Below are 25,455 nucleotides of genomic sequence, written 5' to 3'. Positions count from 1 at the left end.
GAGCCCATGAGCACGGATCAGCGGATCGGTTTCATCGGCCTGGGGGCGATGGGGTCCCCGATGGCCGTCCATATCGCGCGGGCACAGGCCGCCACCGGGCGGGCGCTACACGTGCACGCGCGCCGGCACGCGTCGGCGGAGGAGTCGCTCGCGGCGGGGGCCGAGTGGGCGCCCACGCCGGCCGATCTCGCGCGGGTGAGCGACGTCGTCCTCACGGTGTTGCCGGACCTGCCCGAACTCGAACAGGTCCTCGACGGCGAGACCGGGCTGCTCGCGGGCACGGACCATCCGCTCGCGCTCGTCGCGTGCTCGACGAGTTCGCCCGCGGGCGTGCGAGACCTGGGCGCGCGGCTCGCGGAACGCACCGGCGGGCTCGTCTCACTCGTGGACGCGCCGATCAGCGGCGGGGTCGAGGGGGCGCGGGAGGGCTCCCTGAGCATCTTCGTCGGGGGCGATCACGACCCGGCCCAGGCAGCGGCCGCGGCGCTCGCCCCGTGCGGGAGTGCCGTGCACCTGGGCCCGCTCGGATCCGGGCAGGTGGCCAAGGCGGCCAATCAGCTCATCGTCGCGGCGACCACGGCCGCGCTGGCCGAGGCGCTCGTCGCCGCCGAGCGGGCCGGGCTCGACCTGGCCGCACTCGTGCCCATCCTCGCCGGCGGCTACGCGGGCTCACGGCTGCTCGAGGTCAAGGGGCAGCGCTTCGTCGACCACGACCACTCCCCCGCGAGCCCCGCCTCCTTCATGATCAAGGACCTGCGCTACGCCCACGAGGTCGCCCGCGCGTCGGGGATCCCCTCACCGGTGCTCGACGCGGCGGCCGGGGTCTACGACGCGATGGTCGCCGCGGGGCTCGGCGATCTCGACTCCTCCGGCGTGCAGGCCTACCTGGAGCGGGCGTGAGGCTCGGCCGATCCCGACACGGGCAGCTGCGCAACGCACCGCCCTCGAGGAGGTCAGGGAGGTGCTACCGATCCATGGGTACGACCGAGACGTTGTCGAACACCCAGCGGTGTGACCGGCGCACGCTCAACGCACCGGCAGATCATCCGGGTACACGACGTCGATCTCGGTGATCGCCCGGGGGAAGTCCTTGCGATTATCGGTGAGGAACCGGTCGGCACCGGCGGCCACGGCGCTCGCGAGGTGCACGGCATCCGCAGCGCGCAGGCGATAGGTGATCGACAGGGTCAGGGCGAGCCGCGCCGCCGCCTCGTCGACCGGGAGGAGCTCGATCCGGCTGAGCAGGCTCAGCAGCGCCGCCGTCTCGTCCGAATTCGGATCATCGCGCATGGGCTTCGCCAGCACCTCCGTGAGGAGTAGCACCGACCCGATCCCGACGATCGAGGGCGCATCGGTCGGGAAGAGCGCCGCCACCCGCGCCCCGGTCGGATGATCGGCGGCGGCGGCATAGATCAGGACGTCGGCGTGGAATGCCGTGAGGACGCTCACCGTTCGGCTCTACCGCGGCGGACGGCCTCGACCAGCCCCTCGGCACGTTCGATACTGATCGCGGCTCCCCTCACAGGGCGAGCCCGGGCTTCCTCGAGGAGCGCACGGATACGGTCGGCTTCACCCCATGCCCGGGAAGCACGCCGAGGCACGAGCGTTGCAGGATCCACCAGCACGGCGACGACGCGCCCGTGGCGCGTGATTGCGATCTGCTCACCGCCCTCGACGCGATCGAGTTGGGCGGGGAGGGTCTGACGCGCGACGCTCGCGCTGATCGTCTCCATGCATTGACTGTACGTGCTTGTACAAGCACGTACAATACGAGTGACGTCTTCCTCAGCCGCCGGAGTCGGCGAGCGCGTCCGTCACGTCCGCCGCCTCCGCCGGGTCGGGGCGCTTGAACAGGCAGGCGACGACCACGGCGACGAGGCCGATGCCGCCCGCGACCATGAACCCGGCCCGGATGCCGGTCGCGTCGGGGATCCCGCCCGGGCTCGCGCTGCCGAGGGCCGCGACGGTGACGAACACGGCGCTTCCCAGTGCGCCCGCGACCTGCTGGAGGGTGGCGAGCAGGGCGCTCCCGTGCGAATAGAGATCGCTGGGCAGGGCGCTGAGGGAGTCGGTCATGAGCGGGGTCATCATGAGCCCGAGGGAGAGCATGAGGAGCACGTGGGCGGCGATGACCGCCCCGAGCGGGGCGCCGCCCCCGAGCAGGGCGAGGATCCACAGCGCCACGGTCATTCCGATCGCGCCGGGGATGACCAGCGGCCGGGCACCGACGCGGTCGTACAGGGCACCGACCGGCCGCGCGACCGCAGCCATGGCCAGGCCGCCCGGCAGGAGCGCGAGCCCCGCGACGAGGGTCCCGTGGTCGAGCACGTTCTGCAGATAGATGGGCAGCAGGATCGCGCCGGCCCCGATGAGGGCCATGAACAGGAACAGCGAGAGGATGAGCGCGAGCCGGAACCGGGGGCGCGTGAGCGTGCGCAGGTCGAGCAGGGGGCGGTCCTGACGCTGGAGCCGCCCCTGCCGCCACACGAACAGGGCGATGCCGGCGACGCCGATGACCAGCGACGCCCAGGGCGGCAGCACCCCGCCGCCCTGGCCGATGGAGGCGAGTCCGTAGACGATCCCGGCGAAGCCGATCGCCGAGAGTGCGACGGATACGAGGTCGAGTGGAACCCGGCGGGTCTCGTTCGGCACGTGCAGGCGGGCGATCCCGACCGTGAACATGGCGAGGGCCAGGATGAGCACGAGCCAGAACATCCACCGCCACCCGAAGGCGGCGAGGATCGCCCCGCCGACCGTGGGGCCGATCGCGGGCGCCACGCCGATGACGATGGAGATCGTGCCCATCGTGGCGCCGCGCCGCGATGGGGGCACGAGGCGCATGACCGTCGTCATGACCAGCGGGATCATGACCGCCGTGCCGCACGCCTGCACCATCCGCCCGATGAGCAGCGCGGGGAAGGTGGGCGCCACGGCGCACAGGAGCGTGCCGGCGGCGAAGGAGCCGATCGCCATGAGGAAGATCCGGCGCGGGCTGAACCGCTGGAGGAGGTATCCGGTGGTCGGGATGACGACGGCCATGGTCAGCAGGAAGCCGCTGATGAGCCACTGCACGGTCGTGGTCGTGACCGACATGACCACGGCGAGATCGGGCAGCGCGATGGAGACGATCGTCTCGTTGAGGATCATCACGAACGCCGCGACGACCATGACCCCGATGATGAGGCCCGAGCCGGTGCTCGGGGCCTGCGGGTCGTCACGTGTGACGGCGGCCGGTGTGTGTTGCTCGGGCACTCGCGTGCTCCTTCCGTGGCCGAGCCGGTGATGCCCGTGACCATTCGTGTCTGTGCCGGGGCCGGATCTCCCGGCGCCGCCCCATGCGATCCGGACTCGAGCCGGTGGGTGGCGAATGCCCCAGAGCACGATACCGCCATCCGTCACCGGAGTCCCAGTTGATTTCCTCGATCGGTGACGAGCGTCTCCGCCCCATCGCCGGGAGATCGGCGGTAGGTCGGCGGGAGGTGGGCGGGCGCGGGCAGCGGCGTCAATCGTAGATTCCCTCGATCCACCATTCGCCCGCGCCGCCGCCGGCCGCTCCCGCCTGCCCACCGCCCACGGCGAGCAGGAAGGCCCCCTGGTCGCCGCAGAGCACCTGCAGGTGCGCGCGCACCGGTGGCGCGGGCCCGGCCGGATCGTCCTCCCACCACCGTTCGTGGAGCGGCCAGGGACCCGCCCAGCCCGTGATCCGCCGGGCCTCCGGCACCCCGGCCAGGGTCGCGGGATCGGCGGTGAGCATCCCCCGGTCGCTCAGATGGACGCTGTGGCCGCGCGCATCGAGCAGGGTCACGGGATGGCGACCGGCCGGGAGCCTCGCCGGCAGCGGCGGCGGGATCTGTCCGGGCCAGGGGGCCGCGGGCTCCCGGTCGGCGGTGGGGTCGTCGCCCCAGGCCACCATCCGGATCCGGTCGCGCGGCGACCGCCCGCCCTCGGCCACGGGGGTGAGCACTCCCTCCGGGCCGAGGAGGGACTGCATGCGCAACGCCGCCCGATGAGCCTGGGCCTGGCCGCGTCCGACCCGCCCCCAGAGCCCGTCGGTGGCGATCGCGGCGGGGCTGAGATCCTCGGCGCCGAGCTCGAGGAAGACGAGCGGGGCGCTGGGGGCGAGGCCGCTGCGCCCGGCGAGCCACCCCTCCAGCTGCCAGCGCACCCGGTCGGTCAGTTCATTCGCGGTCAGCGCGCCGTCGATACGCCAGCTGCGGCTCAGGGTGACGCCGTTCTGCGCGCGGGCGTTCACCCGCAGATAGGCGCAGACCATTCCTCGGCGCTGCAGCTGCCGGTGCAGATCCTCGGCCAGCCTGCGAGCGGCGAAGGCGGCCGCGTCGATCCGGGCCGCGGGCGGCTCCAGTTCGACGTGCACGGCGAGGTCCGGTTCGGGGCGGTAGGGCCGGGCCGCCTGCACGTCGCCCCCGCGGGCGAGCCGGTGGGCCTGGAGGCCCACGTCCCCGAACCGCGGCCCGACATGCGCCGGGCGCAGCCGGGCGACGTCTCCGAGAGTGGCGAGCCCGAGGCGCCGCCAGAGCCCGATCAGATCCTCGTACTGGGCACGCATCGCCCGTGTACCGGCCGCGAGGAGCAGGGTGCGACTCGGGTGCGGGGCGAGGAAGGTGGGCGACTCCCCGGCCGGCACGAGCGTATGGCCCCGGGCCGCGAGGATCGCCGCCAGCAGCCCGTCGGCGACCCCGGCCTGCGCCTCGCTTCCCGCCTCGGCCACCGCGCCGATGAGGGAGTCGATCACCGCGTGCTCGCTGCCCTGATAGCGGGCCGCCCCGGCGATCCCGAGCTGGAGGAGTCCCGGGCGCAGAAGGGCCACCTCGGCGACGACCCCCTGGGCCGCCTGCACGATCGGGTCGAACGCGCGCAGGTCCCGACCGGGATCGGCGGGCGCGAACACCACCTGCGGGCACAGGCTCCGGGCGCTCCGGCCGGTCATCCCCACCCGCAGCCCCTGGCGACGGGCGGCGGCGGAGACGGCGGTCAGACACCGGCCGTCGTGCACCGCCGAGACGTCCCCGGCGGTGAGGAGTCCGTCGGCGATGGCCGCGACGACCGGCCAGTCCGGCACCCAGAGCACCGCGATCCGCCGCCCGACCGGTTCGGCGGCCATCATCCCACCCGCGCCAGGGAGGCCGGCATCCCCGCCGGCCCCTCGAGCCCGGTGAGCCCGTCGCCGTCCAGCCGGACCTGCATCGACCGGTCGACCCCCCGGCCGGTGAGGCGCACCCGGATCTCCTGGCCGCTCAGCAGGCCGAATCCGCGCTCGACGCCCTGCCAGCTACGACCGGTCACCCGCACCGTCAGCGCCGCTCCCGGGCACGGCTCGCTCGTGAGCAGCACCCCCGAACGGTGACGCACCCGGTGGAGCAGGGCACGCAGCTCCCGTTCCCGCAGCCCCACCGCGGGCCCGAGGAGGACCGTCTCGAACCCGTCCACCGCCGCCGCCGCGACCCCCGCCCCCCGCTCCCCCGGATCGGGCACGACCACGACCCGGTCCAGATCGAGTCCCGCTCCCGCGGCCGCGGCCAGGCACAGGTCGGGCATCCCCACCACGGCGATCCACCCCTCCCCGCGGCCGGGACCGGTCGTGGCCGCGGCGGCGAAGGCCAGCAGCAACGACGTCGACCCCTCGATTCGGACGGCGCCCCCGCGCGGCAGGCCCGCGACGACCGGCGCGAACGGGGCCGGCACCGGAACCCAGCCGTCCGCGGGTCCCGCCCCCCAGGTCGGCACCTGATCGACCCGTTCGGCACGCTCGCTCCGATCGACCCGATCGACCCGATCGACCTGCTCGGCGACTCCCGTTCGCGCCGGCGACAGCCCCCGGGGTCCGGGGGCGCGCACCCCGACCCGGTCCTCGGCCCGCCGCAGCACCTCGAGCGCACGCTCACGCCGCGCCTCCCACCCCTCCCGAGCATCCGCCCCGGCGAGACGACTCCCCGGGCGAGCTGCGTCGTCCTCCAGCATGCTTCGTGCCATGGCGATCACCTCCTGCCGCGACCGTAGGACCACCCGCCGACAGTCGAACGCGTGTTCTAGTGAACGTCGCCCGTCCCCGCCTGTCAACCGCATCCACCACACCGCTCCGGGCCCACGTGTCGGCGGGCGTGGGTACGGTGGACGCACAGCCCATCGACGTGAGGAACATCATGGATCTCGATCGCCCGAACGCCCCGGATCCCTACGGCCTGCTGCCCGCGGTGCCCTCGTTCGCACTCACCTCCACGGTGCTCGACGCCGGTGCGCGCCTGCCCGATCGGTTCAGCATCGGCGGGGCGAACGTCTCCCCGCCGCTGGCCTGGTCCGGCTTCCCGGACCGGACCCGCAGCTTCACGATCAACTGCTTCGACCCGGACGCCCCCACCCCCGCCGGGTACTGGCACTGGGGCGTGGCGAACCTGCCCGTCGGCGTGACCGCGCTCGCCGAGGACGCCGGCAGCGGCGACGACACCCTCCCCGGCGGCGCCCTCCACGTGCGCACGGACGGCGGGGCCCTCGCCTACGAGGGCGCCGGGCCGCCTCCGGGCGACCGCGCCCACCGGTACGTGTTCGCGGTGCACGCCCTCGACGTGGACGCACTCGAGGTCACCGCCGCCACCTCCCCCACCAAGCTCGCCTTCCTCTCCCTGTTCCACACGCTGGCCCGGGCCACCCTGACCGTGACCTTCAGCAGCTGACCCACCCACCTCCCCCGCCGACACGTCCGGGCTTTGCCGCATCGAGGGACCCGCTTGGTGCCGGGCAGTGCCGTCCATGGGCTATGGTCAGATGCTGGCGATCGGCCCCGGCCGCGTGGACCTACGAGTGCTCCTGCGGCCGCCGCGGTGATCGCCGCCCGGCTCGAGAGGTCGAGTCGGCACGTCAGCGTGCGCGAACGAGGAGAGTGATCACCACAGCCGAGACCTCGGCGGACACCGCATGTCCACCGACACCATACGAAACTCGACGAATAATTGAACACGTGAGGAGGGGTGCGTGAACGAGCTGTTCCAGTTCAACACACTCACCATTATCGCATTATTGCTCTTCTTCTACGGGGGAACCTTCTGGATCTCCACCCGGATCGGGAAGAAGCAAGAGAACGCCGATGGATACATGACCGCCGGAAACAAGGTCGGTTTCGGCATCTCCGCGGCGAGCATGACCGCGACGTGGATCTGGGCATCATCGATGTACGCCTCGGCCACCTCCGGCTACACCTACGGCATCTCCGGACCGATCCACTACGGTCTCTGGGGCGCCCTGATGATTCTCTTCATCTACCCGTTCGGAAAGCGGATCCGCAAGGTCGCCCCCCGCGCCCACACGCTGGCCGAGGTGATGTTCGCCCGGCACGGCCGCTCGAGTCAGCTCATGCTGGCGGGGTCGAACGTCGTGGGCAGCGTCATCTCGCTCATGTCGAACTTCATCGCGGGCGGCGTGCTCATCAGCCTCCTCTCCCCGTTCAACTTCATCCAGGGCGTGATCATCGTGGCCTCGGGCGTGCTGCTGTACACGCTGTGGTCCGGCTTCCGCGCCTCCGTGCTCACCGACTTCATCCAGGTGATCGCGATGCTCGGGGCGGTCGCCGTGCTCATCCCGGTCATCTTCTTCGCCGCGGACTTTCCCACGATGTTCGAGTCCGGCGCCGCGAACCTCACCCCGCAGCAGTCGAACTTCTTCTCCTCCGACGCATTCATGAACCAGGGTGCGCCCTATATCGCGGCGGTCCTCGCCTACGCCATCGGTAATCAGACGATCGCCCAGCGGCTCTTCGCGGTGCGCAAGGATCTGATCAAGCCGACCTTCATCACGGCGACCGTCGGCTACGGCGCGATGGTCATCGGCGTGGGAATGCTCGGCGTCATGGCCCTGTACCTGGGCGTCGACCCCCTGGGCGGCGACCCGAACAACCTCGTGCCGCAGATGGCCGCGGAGTACCTCTCCCCCGTGCTGCTCGCGGTGTTCTTCATCATGATCATCGGGGCGCTGAGCTCGACCGCCGACTCCGACCTGGCGGCGCTCAGCTCGATCGTCATGACCGACATGTACGGCCAGAGCGTCGGCAAGGACAAGGCCGACCCGAAGCTCATGCTGACCATCGGCCGGCTCACCATGGTCGCGGCCTCCGCGATCGCCGTCGTCTTTGCCAGCATGCAACTGAATATTTTGGATCTCCTGGTATTCGTCGGGGCCCTGTGGGGCGCGCTCGTGTTCCCGGTCATCGCGAGCTTCTACTGGAAGAAGGTCACGAACGCGGCGTTCACGGTCGCGGTCATCGCCGCCCTCGTGGTGTTCCTCCCCGTGCGGTTCTCGCTCGTCTCGATGGACGGCGGGGTCGGCCTGATCGTCGACGTCCTCGCGATCGTCGGCGTCGGGGTCGTGCTCGGGCTCATGGCCTTCGGCTTCTTCGGCCTCAAGCCGGCGCTCATCATCGCCGCGGTCGCCACCCTCGGGGTCGCCCCGTTCGCGTTCGGGACGCTGCACACGTACGCAACCCTCAGTGGCTCGCTCGTGGCCTATTCGGTGAGCACGATCGTGTGTGCCGCGATGTCGTGGCGTTCGAAGGTCAACTTCGACTTCTCCCAGATCCAGAAGAGCGTCGGCGACTTCGACGACCGCGATGACGACAGCAACCGGGCGGAGGTGATGGCGTGACGACGTTTCTGCTGACCGTGTACATCCTCATGTGGCCGGTGATCGTCGCCGGTGTGCTGTTCGTGCTCTGCCGCGGGTTCATGAAGGAATGGCTCGAGGCCCGGCGCGAGGGCCGCGACATCATCTGACCCCTCGCCCACCCGGATCGATCCACCCGAACGCAGGCCCGCACCCGGCGGGCCTGCGTTCGCCGTGTTCAGCCGGGTTCAGCCGTGTTCAGCCGGGCTCAGCCGTGTTCAGCCGGGCTCAATCATGGTCGGCCGCCAGGGCCGCCCGCACCCGCGCGACCGAGCCGCCCAGGCCCCAGGTGTCGGCGAGGCGGGTCACGGCGGCCTCGTCGTCGAAGGCGTGCGGACGACGCAGCTCGCCCCAGTCCGCCGGGATCGGCAGGGTCCGGGTCACCTCGACCACCCGTGGGGCCACGTCGAGGTAGCCCGCCGCGGCGAGCAGGTTGGCGCGCACGCCGGCCGCGAGCGCCGTCGACGGGTCGGCGGCGGCCGCCCGGATCCCGGCGAGGGTGCCGAACTCGGCCAGGAGCCGGGCCGCCGTCTTGTCCCCCACGCCCTTGACGCCCGGGAGCCCGTCGGAGGCGTCCCCGCGCAGGGTCGCGAAGTCCGCGTACTGATCGGCGCGCACCCCGTACTTCGCCCGCACGACCTCGCCCGTGACCTGTTCGTGCCTGCCCACGCCGCGGGCCGTGTAGAGCACCCGGATCTCGCGCTCGTCGTCCACGAGTTGGAAGAGGTCCCGGTCGCCGGTGACCACGTCGGCGGGCATTCCGGCCGTCGTCGCGAGCGTGCCGATCACGTCGTCCGCCTCGTATCCGTCGACCCCACGGACGGCGATGCCCATCGCCGCGAGCACCTCGGCGATCACCGGCACCTGAACCGCGAGGGCATCGGGCACCTCCTCGGCGTCGACGCCATCGCCGCCGGCCGTGCGCGCGAGCCGGTGCTCCTTGTAGCTGGGCAGGAGTTCGACCCGCCAGGTCGGGCGCCAGTCGTTGTCCCAGCAGCACACGAGGTGGCTCGGGGCGTAGTCGGACACGAGCCGCGCGATGAAGTCGAGCAGCCCGCGCACCGCGTTGACCGGTGTGCCGTCGGGCGCACGCAGCGAATCGGGCATCCCGAAGAAGGCTCGGAAGTAGAGCGATGCGGTGTCGAGCAGCATGATCCTCATGCGAGAAGAGTCTGGCAGACGTTGCGCCGAGCCCGTCGGCCGACCCGATGATCGCCGCGGGACACCTGACGTCTTTCCGAGCCCCTCAAGCGTCGAAGGCGATCCGGAACCCCTGGTTCCCGGAGGCCGAATCGGCACTGTTCTGCGTGCGCGCCGCCACCCGGTAGCGGTTGCAGTAGGAGTCGTGGCACAGGTAGGAGCCGCCGCGCATGACCCGCAGCATGCCGTCTCCCCCGTCCGAGGCGACGAGCGGATCGGTCACCGGGCCGGCCGGGTGGCGCACGCGCCACCGGTCGGCGCACATCTCCCACACGTTCCCGGCCACGTTGTACAGGCCGTATCCGTTCGGCGGAAAGCTGCGCGCAGGCGCCGTGCCGCGGTAGCCGTCCGCGGCGGTGTTCTTCGTGGGGAAGGTGCCCTGCCAGATATTGCACCGGTGCTCGCCGCCCGGGGTGAGGTCGTCTCCCCACGGGTACCGGGCGCCCACGAGCCCGCCCCGGGCTGCGTACTCCCATTCGGCCTCGCTCGGGAGGCGTCCGCCGGCCCAGGCCGCGTAGGTCTCGGCGTCGCGCCAGGAGACGTGCACCACCGGATGGTCGCCGCGGTCGGACACGTCCGAGTCGGGGCCCTCGGGGCGGTTCCAGGCGGCGCGGGGCACCGCCGACCACCACGGCGCCTGCGCGACCCGCATCTCCCGCCGGCGCAGGTGGCCGGGCAGGAAGGCGACAAAGGTGAACGACCAGCCGAGATCCTCGGCCTCCGTCACATACCCGGTCTGTTCGACGAAGGCGGCGAATTCGCTGTTCGTCACGGTGGTCGCCCCGATCGCGAACGGGCTCAACGTGGCCTCGCGGATCGGCCCCTCCCCGTCGAGGGGGTTCGCGTCGAGATCGTTCCCGCCCATGCGGAACGTGCCACCGGGCAGGTGCACCGGATCGGGGACGCCCGCCGGGCGCCGCTCCCGCGCATGGACGACGCCGCCCGCCCCTCGTACCGGCGTCACCGTCTCGACTGGGCCGACAGAGGCGACAGTGCCGACAGAGCCGCCGGGTCCGACAGTGCCGCCGGGGCCACCGGGCCGGTCGCCTGGTCGGCCCGGGGCGCAGCACGCCGCCGGCGCATCGTGATTCATCCCGCCATGGTGCCACGCCGGGCCCGACTGCCCGGAGCTCCGCTCATCACCGGGGATCATCGGATGACGACCGCGCACGGGCCACGCTGTCGGTTCGAGTACATCGAATGAGGCCTATTGCCCCGGCCGGAGCACGATCCGCCCGCGCACCTGCCCCGCCTCCATGCGCCGGTGGGCATCGGCGACCTCGGACAGCGGCAGCACCTCGGTGACGTCGGCCGTCAGCGTTCCGGCGGTCAGACCCGCATTGAGCCGGGCGGCGGCGCGGGCGAGCTGATCCACCCGGGCGCGGGAGTGCACGAACCCGACCACGTCGATGTCCCGGGTGTAGATCCGGGCCCACGGCACGGGCGCGGGCTCCGGCCCGGCCGCCGAGACGAGGATGCGGCCCCCGGGGGCGGTCACGTCCGCGAGGGTTCCATAGTCCATCCGGCCCGAGGTGTCCCAGGCGATGTCGACCCCGCTCGGCACCACCCCGGCGATCCGGGCCCCCAGGTCGGGCTCATGGTGGTCGAGCACCACGTCGGCACCGGCCGCGAGTACCCGGCCGGCATCCCGCGGGGAGGCGGTAGCGACGATCCGCGCCCCCGCCCCGGCGGCGAGCACCACCGCGGCCGTGCCGACGTTCCCGCCGCCCCCGCCCACGAGTACGGTCTGCCCGGCGCGCAGCCCGCCGTGGGAGAACCAGCCGAGCGCGGCGGTGCTCCCCGGATGGGCGAGCGCGACCGCCCGGGCCGGGTCGGTGCCGTCCGCAAGCGGATAGCACCGCTCGGCGGGAACCACGGCCCGGTCGGCGAAGGCCCCCTGGAGGCCGTCGTGGCCGATGCTGTTCGCCCACACCCACTGGCCCGCCCGGAAGGGGGTGTGCGCCGGGGCGGACGCGACGCGGCCCACGAGATCCCGGCCGAGCACGAGCGGCAGCGGCACGGCCGTGGGGTAGCGGCCGGAGCGCACGAGGGTGTCGACCGGGTCGAGCGCGACGGCCTCGACGTCGACGAGCACGTCGTTCCCGCCGGGGGCCGCGACCTCGAGCGGGCCGTGGCGGATGTTCTCGACCGGCCCGAGTTCGCTCACATAGGCCGCCGTCACCTCGATCGTCGCGGGCATCGGCTCGCTCCCTCCCGTCGGTCCGGACTCCTCCTCGAGGTTACGCCCGCCCGCCAGGGGCTATCGTGTGCTCCCGTGCCGATCGTCGATCTGAGCGACCCGTCCGTTCCCGCCCATGCCGCGCTCCCGCTGCCCGAGTACACCCGGCTGACCGATGTGGCCCTGCGGCGCCGCCTCGAACCGGAGCGCGGCCTCTACCTGGCCGAGTCCACGAACGTGATCGCCCGCGCGGTCGAGGCCGGGCATGAGCCGATCTCGTTCCTCACCGCCCCGCGCTGGCTGCCCGACCTGGACCCGCTGTTGCGGCGCACCGGCGCGGGCCAGTACGGGCACGTGCCGGTGTACGTGGCGCCGGAGGAGGTGCTCGAGAAGATCACGGGCTTCCACCTGCACCGCAGCGCGATCGCGGCGATGCACCGGCCCGAGCTGCCCGCCGTGGCCGACGTGCTCCGCGGGGCGCGCCGCGTGGCCGTGCTCGAGGGGATCACCGACCACGCGAACGTGGGCGCCGCGCTCCGCAGCGCCGCGGGCCTGGCGGTCGATGCCGTGCTCGTGACCCCCACGTGCGCCGATCCGCTGTACCGGCGCAGCATCCGGGTCTCGATGGGCACGGTGTTCCAGGTGCCGTGGACGAGGATCGATCCGTGGCCCGGCGGCCTCGGGCAGCTGCGTGCCGCCGGCTTCACCACCGCGGCCCTGGCGCTGCGCGAGGATGCCCTCACCCTCGACGAGCTCGCCGCCGATCCGCCCGAACGGCTCGCCCTCATCCTCGGAACCGAGGGCCCTGGCCTGTCCGAGGCCACGATCGCGGCCGCCGACCTCGCCGTACGGATCCCGATGAGCCACGGGGTCGACTCCCTCAACGTGGCGGCGGCCGCCGCGGTGGCGTTCTGGGCCACGCGATAGGCCGCCTCCGGGACGCGGGTGGCCCCGGCCTTCGACAACGGCATCCGCATCACTCCATGCCGGCGAATGGCCCATCGTTTCGATCAGACGTTGCGTCAGCCTCGAAAATTATAGTCGGCACACAACTGGTTCATGGCCTTGAGCCACCTGTGCATAAAAACATATGGGCCGATGACGATCAGGATGCCCAGCGTCCCCCAGAGCCAGAAGTCCGCGGGCGTCACAGTGGGCTGGAGCCCCCGGCGTCGGAGTTCGTTTCTGATTCGACCCGACGTCTTGTGCCACCACACCATCTGCGCGATCCCGAGCGTGATCGGACCGACAAGAAGGGCGAGCAGCCAGTAGTTCATCGAGCGCTTGTTGTCCCATCGCCCAGCCACCGAGTTCAGATCCTCGCCCGCGCGCGCAGTCACCCAGAGCGCATAGATTCCCAACGTCAGTAGGCCGAGGAGAATAAATTTCACGAGCGAGCGATTGGTATCGAAGTTGCCACGGGGCGGGGCGACGACAGCAGGATATTGGGACATGGTCGGCTGCTCCTGTGTGGGTAAGAATCTCACAATGAGTGACGTCGACGACGACGTCCGATGATGGATCGGACCATAGCAGGTCGGGTCAGGCGATGTGATCCCTCATCATGGCTTGCGGTTTCAGAAGAGCCCGAATTGTCGTTCTCGAGCACCACCCGCGCGAGCCGGCGACCTGGGTATTCTCAACACGCTCCAGGAGAGTCCCGCATACCCAGCTGCCCCATGGCCCCGACCCGGGTCCTCTCGTCCCTCTCCAGCAGGGTCGAGAGGACCCGGGTGCGCCGGGTTCCCACGTCCTCTCGGCTACTGCGAGGCCGGGGTGGAGGGGAACTGCTGGGTCGAGGACGGCGCCGGCGGCTGGTCCGCGGGCAGCTGGCCCGCCTCGGCCGCCTTCTCGAACCGCCTGCCCGAGGTGATGCCGGCCGAGGTCGCCTCGGCGGAGGCCTCGTTCACCTGGCCGCGGGCCTCGGCGAGCGCCTCGGCCGGATCCTGCAGCGACGGCTCCGGCAGGTCCACCCCGAAGCCCTCCGTCGGCTTCCCGCGCGCCTCGGAGGGCTCGAATCCGGCCGGCGGGGTCTGGCCGCCGAAGGCGCCGGCGATCGAGCCGAGCGCGGCGGTGAACTCCGTGGGAACGACCCACAGCTTCGAGGCGGTGCCGTTCGCGATCTGGGGCAGCATCTGCAGGTACTGGTAGGCGAGCAGCTTCGGATCGGCGTCGCCGGTGTGGATGGCGTCGAACACCTGCAGGATCGCCCGGGACTCACCTTGTGCCCGCAGGATCGCCGACTGCGCCTGCCCCTCGGCCCGCAGGATCGCCGACTGCTTCTCGCCCTCCGCCGTGAGGATCGCGGACTGCTTGACCCCCTCCGCCGTGAGGATCGCGGCGCGCCGGTCCCGCTCGGCGCGCATCTGCTGCTCCATCGAGCCCTGCACGGAGGCGGGCGGGTCGATCGCCTTGAGCTCGACCCGGTTGACGCGGATGCCCCAGCGGCCGGTCGCCTCGTCGAGCACGCCGCGCAGCTGCCCGTTGATCTGATCGCGCGAGGTGAGGGTCTGCTCGAGGTCCATCGAGCCGATGACGTTGCGCAGCGTGGTCACGGTCAGCTGCTCGATGCCCATGATGTAGTTGGCGATCTCGTAGGTCGCGTCCTTCGGGTTCGTCACGGTGAAGTAGATGACCGTGTCGATCGAGACCACGAGGTTGTCCGAGGTGATGACCGGCTGCGGGTCGAACGTGACCACCTGCTCGCGCAGGTCCACGCCCGCGCGCACCTTGTCCACGAACGGCACGAGGAAGTGCAGGCCGGCGTAGTAGGTCGTCTGATAGCGACCGAGCCGCTCGATGATGAGCGCCACGGCCTGCGGCACGATCCGGATCGACTTCTTGAGCGCGACGATGATGAACAGCGCCGCCGCGATGAGCAGGATGAGCAGGAAAACTTTGAACGGATCGTCCATGGGGGTCCCCTCCGGGTTGTTCGCGCGGGTGATGAGCCTGTGGACGGCGCCCGGTCAGGCGCCGTAGGCCCCGTACGGGTTCTGCGGGTCGGCGCTCTGCCGCGCGATCACGACGGCGGTGGCGCCGTCGATGCGCACCACCTCGACGGTCGTGCCGACCGGGAGCACCCCGGGCTGTTCGGTGCGCGCGGTCCACACCTCGCCCTCCAGCTTGACGCGCCCCGAGTGGTCGCTCACGTCGGCCACGACCGTGGCGATCCGTCCCACGTGGGCCATCGTGCCGGTGGCCGAGTCGGGGGTGTGGGAGGCGAGCCTGCGCTGGGCGATGGGACGCACGATGAACAGCAGCAGCCCCGCGACCACGAGCGCGATGATCACCTGGGCGTAGATCGGGGCGCCGAGCGCCCCGGAGAGCGCGCCGGCGAGCGCTCCCCCGGCGAGCATGAGGAACAGCAGGTCCACGGTGAGCATCTCGATGACGCCAAGCACGAGCGCGAGACCCACCCACCAGAGCCAGCCCATCTCAGTGTCCTTCCGACAACATCCGGCGCCCACAGCGGGCACGGCACACACAGCGGGCGCGCCACACATGACGCCCACAGCGCAAGGATCTCACGCAATCCCCGGCCGCGCTCGACCCGCTCACGAGTGCAGGGCCCGCGCGGCGTAGCGGCCCTGCGAGCGGGTGACCATGAGCTCGAGGCCGAAGGTGGTCGAGAGGTTCTGGGGCGTGAGCACCTCGGCGAGTGGCCCGGACGCGACCGCGCCGCCCTCCCGCAGTAGGAGCGCGTGGGTGAATCCCGGCGGGATCTCCTCCACGTGGTGGGTGATGAGCACGAGCACGGGGGAGTTCGGGTCGCCGGCGAGCTCGGTCAGCGCGGCCACGAGGTCCTCCCGGCCACCGAGGTCGAGTCCGGCGCCGGGCTCGTCGAGGATGAGGAGTTCGGGGTCGGTCATGAGGGCGCGGGCGAGCTGGACGCGCTTGCGTTCCCCCTCCGAGAGGGTGCCGTAGTAGCGGTCCGCGAGCGCGCCGACGCCGAAGGCCGCGAGCAGGTCCCGGGCGCGCGCGAGGTCCAGCTCCTCGTAGCTCTCGCGCCACCGGCCGGTCACGCCGTAGGAGGCGGTGAGCACGATGTCGATCACCCGCTCGCCGCCGGGGAAGCGGCCGGCGAGCGCGGCGCTCGCGAGCCCGATCCGGGGCCGCAGCTCGAACACGTCGACCCGGCCGAGCCGTTCCTCGAGGATCTCGACGGCACCGCTCGTGGGGTGCAGGTGCGTGGAGGCCAGCTCCATCAGCGTGGTCTTCCCCGCCCCGTTCGGGCCGAGCACCACCCATCGCTCCCCCGCCGAGACGGACCAGTCCACGTGGTCCAGGATGTTCTTCGCGCCGCGGCGCACGGTCACATCGTCGAACTGCAGTACATCGCCCATGGGCCAAACCCTAATGGACGACCCGGCCGTTCTCGCCGCGCCATGCTCCGGTACCGTTGATCCGTGCATCTGTCCCTGCCCCGCAGTGTCGTGGCCGCCACGTGGATCGCCCACAGCGACCCCCGCGGAGACTGGCTCGCCCCCGCCGTCGAGGCGATCAGCGGCGACGACGAGCCGCACCGCACGACCGGCTCCGAACCGCTCGCGGCCCTGCTCTCCCGGTTCGCGGCCGCGCACGTGCGCTCGCCCGTGCTCGCCCCGCTGCCCGTGCCGCACGACCCGGCGGGGATCGGCGGCCCGGCTGGGATCGCGGCCGTGGACGCCGGGGAGTGCCTCGTGTGCCCGGCCGCGCTCGTGGCCGTGCCCGAGGTGCTCGCGTTCGGGTCGGCGCTCGAGCCCGGGGCGATCGTCACCTGGGAGGTGTTCGAGCAGCCGAGCAATCCCCCGCTCGCCACCCCCGCGGATGGACGACGCATGGTCGCCGAGGCGCTCGTCGTCGCCGTCGACGCGCTCGAGTCGGTCGACGTGGCCCGCTGGCGCCCCGAGGCCGCCGAGGACATCGCGGCGCTCGCCACGAACGAGGTGCCGGCCTCGATCGAGGCGGTCCTGCCCGGGCAGCTGGATCGGCGCCGCCGGGAGCTGCTCGGCCGGGCCGCCCGGCTCGAGGCGATCGCCGACCTGGCCCTGGCCGACGACGGCGCCGCCGTGAACGTGTGGCAGGCCGATCAGCGGGGCGCGGCGCTGCGGCACGTCGTGACCGCCGCCCGCACCGCGATGGTCGCCGCGAGCACGTTCGGCCCGCGCGAGTCCTGAGTCCCGCGCACGCGCCGGCCGGACCTAGTAAGGCCTTGAGTGGTTGACGGGAACATCCCCCTGCTGTGGTCATGGGGGCTTGGTGTCCCAACCACAGACAGGAGGATGTTCGATGTCCAACGGTAGAGGTCTTTCCCGAGGTGACAATCGCAGGAACGCTCGGCTGGGGCGACTGCGGCAGGTTCTTCCTCGTGAGCACGCGGTGCTCGCGCTGGATCTGGCCGATGACAAGCAGGTCTTCGCGCTGACCGATCACGACAGTCAGATCCTGGCCCGCAGGACCGTGAAGTGTCGCCCGTGGCACCTGGCCGAGGCGATCGCGTGGGGCCAGCAGCAGGCGCTGGCGGCGGGGTTCGCCGGAGTGACGTTGGCCTGTGAACCGACCGGGCACCGGTGGAAGGTCGTGGACCGGCTCGCGGCGGCTGCCGGGATCGAATTGGTGTGTGTGCAACCGCTGCTGGTCGCCCGCGCGCGTGAGGCCGAGGACTTCACCCGGGACAAGTCCGATGACAAGGACGCGCAGCTGATTGCGCGGTTGGCGACCCAGCTGCACGTCTACTTCCCCGAGCAGGCCGATGCGACGTGGGCGCGACTGCGGCACCTGGGTGCTCGGCGGGTGGAGAAGGTCACCCGGCTCGGCGCCGCCCGCCAGCAGCTACGTGACTTGCTGGAGTGCGCGTGGCCGGCCGCGTTGGACGCGGCCGGCAAGCCACTGGACTCGATGACCTGGCGTGCCGCGATGAGCGTGGCCCGCTGCGACCCCGACCGCATCCACCGGCTCGGGCGCGCCCGGCTTGCCCGCGCCGTCGCCAAGGAGCTGCCCCGCTGGGGTGGTCAGCGAGTCTGCCACCGGATCCTGGACGCGCTGTACGAGGCCGCCGCCGACCCTCGCGGGGTGCCCGCACAGCGGCTCGGTGGGCTGGAACGGGCCCGCTTCGCCCTGGCCGATCTCCTGCACGCCCAGAACAGTCGCGATCAGGTCGAGACGCTGATGGTGCAGGTCCTCGACGAGCTGGAGCTGACTGACCTGGTCACCACCATCGACGGCCTGTCCGCCGTCGGCGCGGCCGCGATCCTCGCCGAGACCGGTGACCTGACCCGGTTCGACTCCGCCCGCGCGCTGGTCAAGCACGCCGGCCTGTGCCCGCGAGAGAACGCCTCGGGTACCTACGCCGGCAAGACCACGATCAGCGGCCGCGGACGCCCGCTGCTGCGCGTCGCGTCGTGGCGCGCCGTGTGGGGCGCACTGCCCCACAACGAGGTCCTCGCCGCGCGCCACGCCCACCTGACCAGCCGTGAACACAACCGGCTCACCGACGCCCAGGCCCGTGTCGCGGTCGCCGGCAGTCTCCTGCGTCAACTCTTCGTGGTGGTCACCACCCGCACCCCCTGGGACGCCGAGATCGCCTCCGGCCAGCACCGGTCCCGAAGCGAGGTGGACGCCCCTGCCGCATGAGATGACGTCGACGTGGACGGGACGAGCTCGCGTGACCTCGGGTAGAACCCGCAACTGAGCATAAGCAGTCCCGCCCGCCTTTCACCAGCTCGGATGAAGGCTGTTGGGGCAACACCCCGGTTGAATGCTAGGTGGAGCAGAAAGGCGGTCAACGGACCCCGCCGACGTCAACGAATTCACCTGCAACACAAGCAAACCCACGCACGGCAACCCATGACAGGGTCGCCGCGCCAGACCACCACGCCCAACCCCACAAACGGGGCCCTTGACACCAAACCTCATAGGCTGCTCAGGGGCGCCAGGAGCCGAGCACGTCCTCGTAGACGGCCACGGTCTCCCGGGCGATCCGGGTCCAGGTGAAGTGTTCCTCGACCCGGTCGCGGCTCGCGCGCCCCAGGGCCGCCGCCCGGTCGCGGTCGGTGAGCAGCGTCGTCAATTCGCGGGCGAAGTCGGACACGAACGCCTCCGCGTCGAGCGGCGCGCCGGTGACCGGGTCGACGTCGCCGAGGGAGACGAGCGTGCCGGTCTGTCCGTCGGCCACGACCTCGGGGATGCCGCCGGTGGCCGAGGCGACCACCGGCACGCCCACGGCCATCGCCTCGAGGTTGACGATGCCGAGCGGCTCGTAGATCGAGGGGCAGGCGAACACGGTCGAGGCGCCGAGCAGGCCGAGCAGTTCGGCCCGCGGCAGCATCTCGGAGATCCAGACGACCCCGGTGCGCTCGCGCTGCAGCTCCTCCACGGCGGCCCTGATCTCGGCGGCCAGCTCGGGGGTGTCGGGGGCGCCGGCGCACAGGATGACCTGCGCCTCCGCCGGCAGTTGGGCGATCGCCCGCAGCAGGTAGGGCACGCCCTTCTGGTGGGTGATCCGGCCGACGAAGCTGACGGTCGGGCGGGATCGGTCCACGCCGTGCCGGGCCGCGATGGCGTCGATCTCCCCGTCTGTGGGGCGCCGCCACAGGTCGAGGTCGACCCCGTTGTGGATGACGACCACCTTCGCCGGGTCGATCTGGGGGTAGGCGCGCAGGATGTCCTCGCGCATGCCGTCGCTCACGGCGATGACGCGGGCCGCGCCCTCGTAGGCGGTGCGCTCGGCCCACGAGGAGACGGCGTAACCCCCGGCGAGCTGCTCGGCCTTCCACGGCCGCAGCGGTTCGAGGCTGTGGGCGCTGAGCAGGTGCGGGATGTCGTTGATGAGGCCGCCGAGGTGGCCCGCGAGGTTCGCGTACCACGTGTGGGAGTGCACGAGGTCGGCGTCGACGTCGGCGGCCATCTGCACGTCCACGCCGAGGGTCGCCAGCGCCGGATTGGCACCGGTGAGCCCGTCCGGCACGTCGTAGCCGTACACGTCGCGGGCCCCGTCGATGTCGGCGACGTCGCGGGGGCCGTCGAAGCACCGCACCCCCACGTCGATCAGGGCGCGCAACTCCCGCGCCAGTTCGGACACGTGGACGCCGGCGCCGCCATAGATATGGGGCGGATACTCCCGGGTGAGCAGTTCGACGCGCATGCCCCTCATGGTGCCATGACTGCCACGGCGAGGGGCTCGATTCGTCCCGTCCCACCGCCCGCCGCGTCCGAATGCTGGGCACGCGATCGGGAATCGGCCGTCGGCGCGGGAATCGCCCGCATCCGGGCGGGAAAAGCCTTAGGGTCGAGGCATGGTCGCACCCCGAGTTCTCGCAATCGTGCTCGCCGGCGGCGAGGGCAAACGCCTCATGCCCCTCACCACGGAACGAGCCAAGCCCGCCGTACCGTTCGGCGGCATCTACCGCCTCATCGACTTCGCCCTGTCGAATGTCGTCAATTCCGGCTACCTCCGCGTCGTCGTGCTCACGCAGTACAAGTCGCATTCGCTCGACCGGCACATCGCGAAGACCTGGCGGATGTCCTCCCTGCTGGGCAACTACGTCGCCCCCGTGCCGGCCCAGCAGCGGGTGGGCAAGAACTGGTTCCTCGGCAGCGCGGACGCGATCTACCAGTCCCTCAACCTGCTCGACGACGAGCGCCCGGACATCGTGGTGGTCGTCGGCGCCGACCACGTGTACCGCATGGACTTCTCGCAGATGGTCGCCGATCACATCGACTCGGGTGCGGAGCTGACGGTCGCCGGGATCCGCCAGCCGATCGCGCTCGCCGACCAGTTCGGCGTGGTCGACGCCGACGCCGACGATCCCGCCCGGATCGCGGCGTTCCTGGAGAAGCCGACCGAGCCCACGGGCCTGGCCGACTCCCCCGGCGAGGTGCTCGCCTCGATGGGCAACTACGTGTTCAACGCCGACGCCCTCTTCGACTCCGTCACGAAGGACGCCGCGAACCCGGACTCCCGCCACGACATGGGCGGTGACATCGTGCCCTATTTCGTCGAGCGCGGCGAGGCCGGCCTGTACGACTTCATCCGCAACGAGGTGCCCGGGTCCAAGCCCCGCGACCAGGACTACTGGCGCGACGTGGGAACCCTCGACTCGTACTACGAGGCGAACATGGACCTCATCGCGGTCGAGCCCGTGTTCAACCTCTACAACGACGACTGGCCGCTGTACACCGGCTACGTCGGCCTCCCGCCGGCGAAGTTCGTGCACGCGACCGGCGACCGGGTGGGGCGGGCGACCGACTCGATCATCTCCCCCGGGGTCGTCGTCTCCGGCGGGGAGGTCGCCGGGTCGGTCCTGTCCCCCGGCGTGCGCATCAACTCGTGGGCGACCGTGGGGGGCTCCGTGCTCCTCGACGGCGTCAAGGTGGCCCGGCACGCCCAGGTCCAGAACGCGATCCTCGACAAGAACGTCACGGTCGAGGAGGGCGCGAGCGTGGGCATCGACGCGGAACTGGACGCCGAGCGCGGGTTCACCACGACCGCCGAGGGCGTGACCGTCGTGCCGAAGGGTGCCCGGATCGCGAAGCGCTGAGTCGCCGGCGCGCGCCCGCCCTCTACGATCACAGGCATGACTGCTCGCCATCTCCTCGTCATGGACGTGGACTCCACGTTCATCACCTCCGAACAGATCGACCTGCTCGCCCGCCGCGCCGGCCGGGAGGCCGAGGTCGCGGCCGTCACCGAGCGCGCCATGGCCGGCGAACTCGACTTCACGGCCTCGCTCCGCGCCCGCGTGGCGGCGCTGGCGGGCCTGGAGGAGGGCGCGATCGCGGCCGTGCGCTCCGAGCTCGAGTTCACCCCGGGGGCCCTCGAGGTCGTGCGCCGGTGCGCCGGCGCCGGCTGGCCGGTCGCGCTCGTCTCCGGCGGATTCCACAACATCATCGACGAGTTCGTCGCGGACCTGCCGATCGCCTACGTGCGCGCCAACACGCTCGTGGTCTCGGGCGGCGTGCTCACCGGGGAGGTGACCGGCCCGATCGTCGACCAGGCCGCCAAGGAGCGGCATCTGCGCGAGTTCGCCGCGGCCGAGGGCATCGACCTGGCCCACACGATCGCGATCGGGGACGGCGCCAACGACCTCGACATGGTGCGCGCCGCCGGGCTCGGGGTCGCCTTCGCCGCCAAGCCCGTGCTCGTGGCGGCGGCCGACCTCGTGCTCCCCGGCCCGCGTCTGGACGACGTGCTCACCCACCTGGCGGGCACGCTCGCCCCGCTGCCGGGAGACGGGTAGTTCACCCCATTGCACCGGCCGGACCGACCCCGATAGCTTTTCGATCATGCCGTCACCCTCGACTTTCGATGAGATTCGCGCGTTCGTACAAGAGCGCTTCAATGCCGCCGTGGCACTGCAGCAGGAGTCGCTTCCGACGCAGTCGCACGGGGCGAGCCCCGACGAGGAGGTCGAGGTCACGGTCGACGGCCGCGGCTTCGTCACGGACATCCGGTTCGACGACGACCTGACCGAGGTGACGGGGGCCCAATTGCGCGACCTGACGCTCGGGGCGATCCGGTCGGCGCGCGAGGCGCTGCGGCCCACCGGTACGTCCACCACGGCCGGCGGGGACGCGCTCACCGCGCTGCACGACGACACGGTCGCCCGCGCTTACGACGCGCTCCTGTCGGGAGCCGGACGATGATCGGGGTGGAGGTCGACTACGCGGCACTGACCGGGCACTGCGGAACCCTCGACGCGAGAACGTCGTCCTTCGACGAGATCCGCGGTGCCACCCAAACCTGTGTGATCACGTCGAACCTGGCGTTCGGATTGCTCTGCTCGCCGTTCTTCCTCCCGGTCGCGGCCGCCGCCCAGGGCGGGATGCTGGCCGGCGTCACGGCGGTCCGGTACGCGGTCGACGGGCTGAGCACGGACGTGGGCGCCTGCCGGGACGACACTCAGCGAAGCGACAACGACATGACCGCGACGATGCAGAAGCTCCTCATGCAGGTCGATTCCCGCGGTGCGTACTCCGGTGGAGGTGTCGAGTGAACGATCTCGTCGCAATCGAGTCCGATGACTTCACCCACTTCTCGAACTGGACCGACCTGGACCTGGCCCTCGGGAACGTCCCGATGGTGGGCGACGCCTTTTCGGCCGGCCAGGAGTTCGGCGCGGGCGACTGGGCGGAAGGCCTGGCCTACCTGGCCCTCGCCGGTGTCGGCGTGGCGGAGTGGATGGTCGACCCGTTCGGCACGCTGTTGTCCTCGGCGGCGGCGATGCTCATGGACTACATGCCGCCGTTGCCGCAGCTGCTCGATTCGGTCGCGGGCAATCCCGCCCTCGTCGAGGGGATCGCGCAGACATGGTCGAATATCTCCGAGCGGCTGTTCCAGGAGGCGGACGAGCTGCTGACGGCCCTGCAGACCGTGCTCGCCGACTGGAGCGGCGCCGCGGCAGATGCCTACGCGGAGCGAGTGCAGCTGCTCGTCGCCCTCATCCAGGGGTTGGGCGCCGGGGCGTCGGGGCTCGCCGGCGGCTTCGCCGTGGCGAGCGCCATCGTGACGGTCGTGCGCACCATCGTCAAGGAACTCATCGCGGACCTCGTCGGGCGCCTCATCGCCTACATGATCGAGGTCGGCGCCACCCTCGGCGTGGCGCTGCCGGTCGTCATCGGTCAGGCGATCACGGCGATCGGCACCACGACGCTGCAGGTCACCAGAAAGATCGACGACCTGGCGGCGGCCGCGAGAACCGGTCAGACCGTGGCCGAGCGGGTCATCGAGGCGATCTCGCAGATCAAGGCCGCCGTCGAGGCCCTGCGCAGCGGTGTCGAGCAGGGCGCCGGGGCATTGGAGGGCAACTGATGAACGATGCGGAATCGGCGTTCGGCGAGGCCGAAGCCATCGACACCGAGGCGGCTCGGGCGCAGGCCCTCGCCACCCAGCGGGCGGCGCAGCGGGCGACGAGCCGCATGCAGGCACTGCGCGTCGAGGGGCGTTCACCTCGGCAGGAGGTGACGATCGTGCTCGACGCCGGCGGGCTCATCGACGACGTCGAGTTCACCGAGTCGGCGCTCGACCGTCCCGCGGCCCTCGCCCGAGCATTCCTCGCCGCCCAGAACGACGCGCTGCGCAAGTACCGGGAGGCGATCGACGCGATCAGCGACGAGGAGTACGCCGGGCTGCCGCAGCTTCGCGAGATGACGAAGGCGGCGGCGCGCACGCAACTGCCCACGCAGATCGACACCGAGTACGCGTGACCCCCGGCGCCATCGGCTGGGGCGTCGGCGTGCTCATCGTCGTCGTCGCGGTGGCGCTGATCGGACTGCGGCTGCTCCTCGGCCGCAGCCGGAGGCGGGCCGAGGCCGATGCGGAGCAGGAGGTGGCCACCCTCGCGTCCTGGGCCCGTGCGCACGGCTGGCAGCGCGTCCCGGGACCGCCCGCGCCGGCGGTGGCCCAACGCGTGACCGTGCGGCGGCTCGAGCCGCTGCTGACGGTCGGCGGCGAGGTGGAGGGCCGACCGGCGATGATCTCGGTCTGGCGGCGGACGACGTCGAAGCTGGGATCGCCGGTCGAGTTCCAGACCGTCACCTGGGTCGTCTCGAGCCCGACCCGGCCCCGTCTGCCCGGTGCCGGAGTCTTCGCGCTGGGACGCCTGGCCTCCGGTGGGGCGACCGTGGGTCCCCCGCGCATCGTGGCGGCCAGATCGGCGGTGTTCCCCTGGGGCCACGGCCGGGCCGCGCTCTGGCCGGCGGCGGACCTGCCGTCGGACACGGCCCGTCTCGCCGAGCTCGCCGCGGGCCTCGATGCCACCTCCGGGGTCCTGCTCGTGGATCACGCGAGCCTGAGTATCGACCTCCCGCACACGCCGCCGGACGAGATGATTCGGCTCCTGCAACTGGCGCGCGCGACGCTCTCCCCCGACCGAGCCTGACGCGCGCTCCCGGCGCCGGGGCGATCAGGCGGGCGTGTGCAGCACCTCGACCAGGCGGGCGTGACCCGAGTCGACCTCGTGCCAGGGCGAGTCGACCTCGATGACGGCGAGCGACGCCGTCGATAATCCGGCGGCGACCACGTGCGTGCCGGCCTCGCGCGAGCCCGGCCCGGCGAGCGCCGCGGCGGTCATCGACATGATCGGCTCGTGGCCCACGACGAGGACGACGCCGGCGTCACCGCCGTACTCGCTCACCGCCGCGAGCACCGCGCGCGGGCTCGCCCGGTAGAGGGATTCGAGCACCACGACCTCGATGCCGGCCACCTCGATCCCGTGATCGGCGAGCCCGTAGGCGAGGCGCTGCCAGGTCTGCTGGGTGCGCACGGCGGCCGAGCAGAGCACGACGTCGGGCCGGCGATTGCGCAGGTGCTCGGCCACGCGGCCCGCCTGGTCGCGGCCGGTGCCACTGAGGGGGCGACGTTCGTCGGGGCCCGAGCCCGGCTCGGCCTTCGCGTGGCGCAGGAGCAGCAGCGTGGCCATGACCGGCCT

At 71.8% G+C, this 25,455-nt stretch carries 28 protein-coding genes; 14 read left to right on the top strand and 14 right to left on the bottom strand.

The window, feature by feature from the left end; translation table 11 throughout:
* Positions 1–6: 6 nt before the first annotated feature.
* A complete protein-coding gene (locus GCE65_RS06155; RefSeq protein ID WP_153877762.1) occupies positions 7–900 on the top strand; it encodes an NAD(P)-dependent oxidoreductase in 894 nt (297 codons plus the stop codon).
* Between the two features lie 126 nt (positions 901–1,026).
* Here the strand turns inward: GCE65_RS06155 and GCE65_RS06150 are convergent, their stop codons facing one another.
* From GCE65_RS06150 to GCE65_RS06130, 5 genes are all read right to left on the bottom strand, one after another.
* On the bottom strand, positions 1,027–1,449 hold the full coding sequence (locus GCE65_RS06150) for a PIN domain-containing protein (protein WP_153877761.1): 423 nt from the start codon (positions 1,447–1,449) through the stop codon (positions 1,027–1,029).
* Entirely contained in the window at positions 1,446–1,733 is a 288-nt protein-coding gene (locus GCE65_RS06145; protein ID WP_153877760.1) for a type II toxin-antitoxin system Phd/YefM family antitoxin, read from the bottom strand. Before GCE65_RS06145 ends, GCE65_RS06150 begins: the two co-directional genes overlap by 4 nt.
* 52 nt (positions 1,734–1,785) lie before the next feature.
* The gene (locus GCE65_RS06140; RefSeq protein WP_228760139.1) at positions 1,786–3,252 is read right to left on the bottom strand and encodes a DHA2 family efflux MFS transporter permease subunit; all 1,467 of its coding nucleotides are present in this window, start codon (positions 3,250–3,252) and stop codon (positions 1,786–1,788) included.
* Positions 3,253–3,502: 250 nt separating this feature from the next.
* Entirely contained in the window at positions 3,503–5,122 is a 1,620-nt protein-coding gene (locus GCE65_RS06135) for a DNA polymerase Y family protein (RefSeq protein ID WP_194928846.1), read from the bottom strand.
* Positions 5,122–5,991, bottom strand: a complete 870-nt coding sequence (locus GCE65_RS06130) for a hypothetical protein (RefSeq protein ID WP_153877758.1) — start codon at positions 5,989–5,991, stop codon at positions 5,122–5,124. Before GCE65_RS06130 ends, GCE65_RS06135 begins: the two co-directional genes overlap by 1 nt.
* Positions 5,992–6,161: 170 nt before the next feature.
* On the opposite strand from GCE65_RS06130, the gene GCE65_RS06125 reads away from it, so the two are divergent.
* The 3 genes from GCE65_RS06125 (at position 6,162) to GCE65_RS16540 (ending at position 8,777) form a co-directional block, all read left to right on the top strand.
* Complete coding sequence (locus GCE65_RS06125; RefSeq protein ID WP_152818766.1) at positions 6,162–6,689, top strand: YbhB/YbcL family Raf kinase inhibitor-like protein; 528 nt, start codon at positions 6,162–6,164, stop codon at positions 6,687–6,689.
* A gap of 298 nt (positions 6,690–6,987) precedes the next feature.
* On the top strand, positions 6,988–8,649 hold the full coding sequence (locus GCE65_RS06120) for a sodium:solute symporter family protein (RefSeq protein ID WP_228760138.1): 1,662 nt from the start codon (positions 6,988–6,990) through the stop codon (positions 8,647–8,649).
* Positions 8,646–8,777 (top strand): putative transporter small subunit, encoded by a 132-nt coding sequence (locus GCE65_RS16540; protein ID WP_228760137.1) that lies wholly within the window; start codon positions 8,646–8,648, stop codon positions 8,775–8,777. The genes GCE65_RS06120 and GCE65_RS16540 overlap by 4 nt, the downstream gene beginning before the upstream one ends.
* 118 nt (positions 8,778–8,895) lie before the next feature.
* Here the strand turns inward: GCE65_RS16540 and GCE65_RS06115 are convergent, their stop codons facing one another.
* The 3 genes from GCE65_RS06115 to GCE65_RS06105 form a co-directional block, all read right to left on the bottom strand.
* Positions 8,896–9,819 carry a 5'-3' exonuclease gene (locus GCE65_RS06115; protein WP_153879181.1) on the bottom strand — a complete coding sequence of 308 codons (924 nt, stop codon included), beginning with the start codon at positions 9,817–9,819 and terminating at the stop codon, positions 8,896–8,898.
* A 94-nt stretch (positions 9,820–9,913) separates the two neighbouring features.
* Positions 9,914–10,831 carry a formylglycine-generating enzyme family protein gene (locus GCE65_RS06110; protein WP_228760136.1) on the bottom strand — a complete coding sequence of 306 codons (918 nt, stop codon included), beginning with the start codon at positions 10,829–10,831 and terminating at the stop codon, positions 9,914–9,916.
* 243 nt (positions 10,832–11,074) lie between these two features.
* Positions 11,075–12,067 (bottom strand): zinc-binding dehydrogenase, encoded by a 993-nt coding sequence (locus GCE65_RS06105; RefSeq protein WP_153877756.1) that lies wholly within the window; start codon positions 12,065–12,067, stop codon positions 11,075–11,077.
* Between the two features lie 75 nt (positions 12,068–12,142).
* On the opposite strand from GCE65_RS06105, the gene GCE65_RS06100 reads away from it, so the two are divergent.
* Entirely contained in the window at positions 12,143–12,973 is an 831-nt protein-coding gene (locus GCE65_RS06100; RefSeq protein WP_228760135.1) for an RNA methyltransferase, read from the top strand.
* Between the two features lie 95 nt (positions 12,974–13,068).
* Here GCE65_RS06100 and GCE65_RS06095 read toward each other — a convergent pair whose 3' ends face one another.
* The 4 genes from GCE65_RS06095 to GCE65_RS06080 form a co-directional block, all read right to left on the bottom strand.
* Positions 13,069–13,500 (bottom strand): DUF4234 domain-containing protein, encoded by a 432-nt coding sequence (locus tag GCE65_RS06095; protein ID WP_152818759.1) that lies wholly within the window; start codon positions 13,498–13,500, stop codon positions 13,069–13,071.
* A 306-nt stretch (positions 13,501–13,806) separates the two neighbouring features.
* Positions 13,807–14,961, bottom strand: coding sequence for an SPFH domain-containing protein (locus tag GCE65_RS06090; RefSeq protein WP_152818757.1), 1,155 nt, complete (start codon positions 14,959–14,961; stop codon positions 13,807–13,809).
* Between the two features lie 54 nt (positions 14,962–15,015).
* The gene (locus GCE65_RS06085) at positions 15,016–15,483 is read right to left on the bottom strand and encodes an NfeD family protein (protein WP_152818755.1); all 468 of its coding nucleotides are present in this window, start codon (positions 15,481–15,483) and stop codon (positions 15,016–15,018) included.
* 120 nt (positions 15,484–15,603) lie between these two features.
* Positions 15,604–16,392 carry an ABC transporter ATP-binding protein gene (locus tag GCE65_RS06080; RefSeq protein WP_152818753.1) on the bottom strand — a complete coding sequence of 263 codons (789 nt, stop codon included), beginning with the start codon at positions 16,390–16,392 and terminating at the stop codon, positions 15,604–15,606.
* A gap of 63 nt (positions 16,393–16,455) precedes the next feature.
* Between GCE65_RS06080 and GCE65_RS06075 the strand changes: the two genes are divergently transcribed.
* On the top strand, positions 16,456–17,205 hold the full coding sequence (locus tag GCE65_RS06075) for a hypothetical protein (protein ID WP_152818751.1): 750 nt from the start codon (positions 16,456–16,458) through the stop codon (positions 17,203–17,205).
* Between the two features lie 202 nt (positions 17,206–17,407).
* Positions 17,408–18,661, top strand: coding sequence for an IS110 family transposase (locus tag GCE65_RS06070; protein ID WP_194928845.1), 1,254 nt, complete (start codon positions 17,408–17,410; stop codon positions 18,659–18,661).
* A gap of 289 nt (positions 18,662–18,950) precedes the next feature.
* Here the strand turns inward: GCE65_RS06070 and glgA are convergent, their stop codons facing one another.
* A complete protein-coding gene (glgA, locus tag GCE65_RS06065; protein ID WP_153877754.1) occupies positions 18,951–20,171 on the bottom strand; it encodes a glycogen synthase in 1,221 nt (406 codons plus the stop codon).
* A 151-nt stretch (positions 20,172–20,322) separates the two neighbouring features.
* Between glgA and glgC the strand changes: the two genes are divergently transcribed.
* The 7 genes from glgC to GCE65_RS06035 all read left to right on the top strand — a co-directional run bounded on the left by glgC (position 20,323) and on the right by GCE65_RS06035 (position 24,906).
* Positions 20,323–21,567: a glucose-1-phosphate adenylyltransferase gene (glgC, locus tag GCE65_RS06060; RefSeq protein WP_152818747.1), complete on the top strand. Its 1,245-nt coding sequence runs from the start codon at positions 20,323–20,325 to the stop codon at positions 21,565–21,567.
* Between the two features lie 36 nt (positions 21,568–21,603).
* Positions 21,604–22,266 (top strand): phosphoserine phosphatase SerB, encoded by a 663-nt coding sequence (gene serB, locus GCE65_RS06055; RefSeq protein ID WP_153877753.1) that lies wholly within the window; start codon positions 21,604–21,606, stop codon positions 22,264–22,266.
* 109 nt (positions 22,267–22,375) lie between these two features.
* Positions 22,376–22,672, top strand: coding sequence for a YbaB/EbfC family nucleoid-associated protein (locus GCE65_RS06050; protein WP_194928844.1), 297 nt, complete (start codon positions 22,376–22,378; stop codon positions 22,670–22,672).
* Positions 22,669–23,022: a hypothetical protein gene (locus GCE65_RS06045; RefSeq protein WP_153877751.1), complete on the top strand. Its 354-nt coding sequence runs from the start codon at positions 22,669–22,671 to the stop codon at positions 23,020–23,022. Before GCE65_RS06050 ends, GCE65_RS06045 begins: the two co-directional genes overlap by 4 nt.
* The gene (locus tag GCE65_RS16240) at positions 23,019–23,837 is read left to right on the top strand and encodes a WXG100 family type VII secretion target (RefSeq protein ID WP_194928843.1); all 819 of its coding nucleotides are present in this window, start codon (positions 23,019–23,021) and stop codon (positions 23,835–23,837) included. Before GCE65_RS06045 ends, GCE65_RS16240 begins: the two co-directional genes overlap by 4 nt.
* On the top strand, positions 23,837–24,232 hold the full coding sequence (locus tag GCE65_RS16235; protein ID WP_194928842.1) for a YbaB/EbfC family nucleoid-associated protein: 396 nt from the start codon (positions 23,837–23,839) through the stop codon (positions 24,230–24,232). The genes GCE65_RS16240 and GCE65_RS16235 overlap by 1 nt, the downstream gene beginning before the upstream one ends.
* A complete protein-coding gene (locus GCE65_RS06035; protein WP_153877750.1) occupies positions 24,229–24,906 on the top strand; it encodes a hypothetical protein in 678 nt (225 codons plus the stop codon). The genes GCE65_RS16235 and GCE65_RS06035 overlap by 4 nt, the downstream gene beginning before the upstream one ends.
* A gap of 24 nt (positions 24,907–24,930) precedes the next feature.
* Here the strand turns inward: GCE65_RS06035 and GCE65_RS06030 are convergent, their stop codons facing one another.
* Complete coding sequence (locus GCE65_RS06030; protein ID WP_153877749.1) at positions 24,931–25,446, bottom strand: histidine phosphatase family protein; 516 nt, start codon at positions 25,444–25,446, stop codon at positions 24,931–24,933.
* Positions 25,447–25,455 lie beyond the last annotated feature (9 nt).

It is taken from the genome of Pseudactinotalea sp. HY158 (genome assembly GCF_009660225.1).
Lineage (GTDB): Bacteria > Actinomycetota > Actinomycetes > Actinomycetales > Beutenbergiaceae > HY158.
The sequence above is the reverse complement of the archived record's forward strand: the minus strand, read 5'-3'. Positions and strand labels throughout refer to the sequence as shown.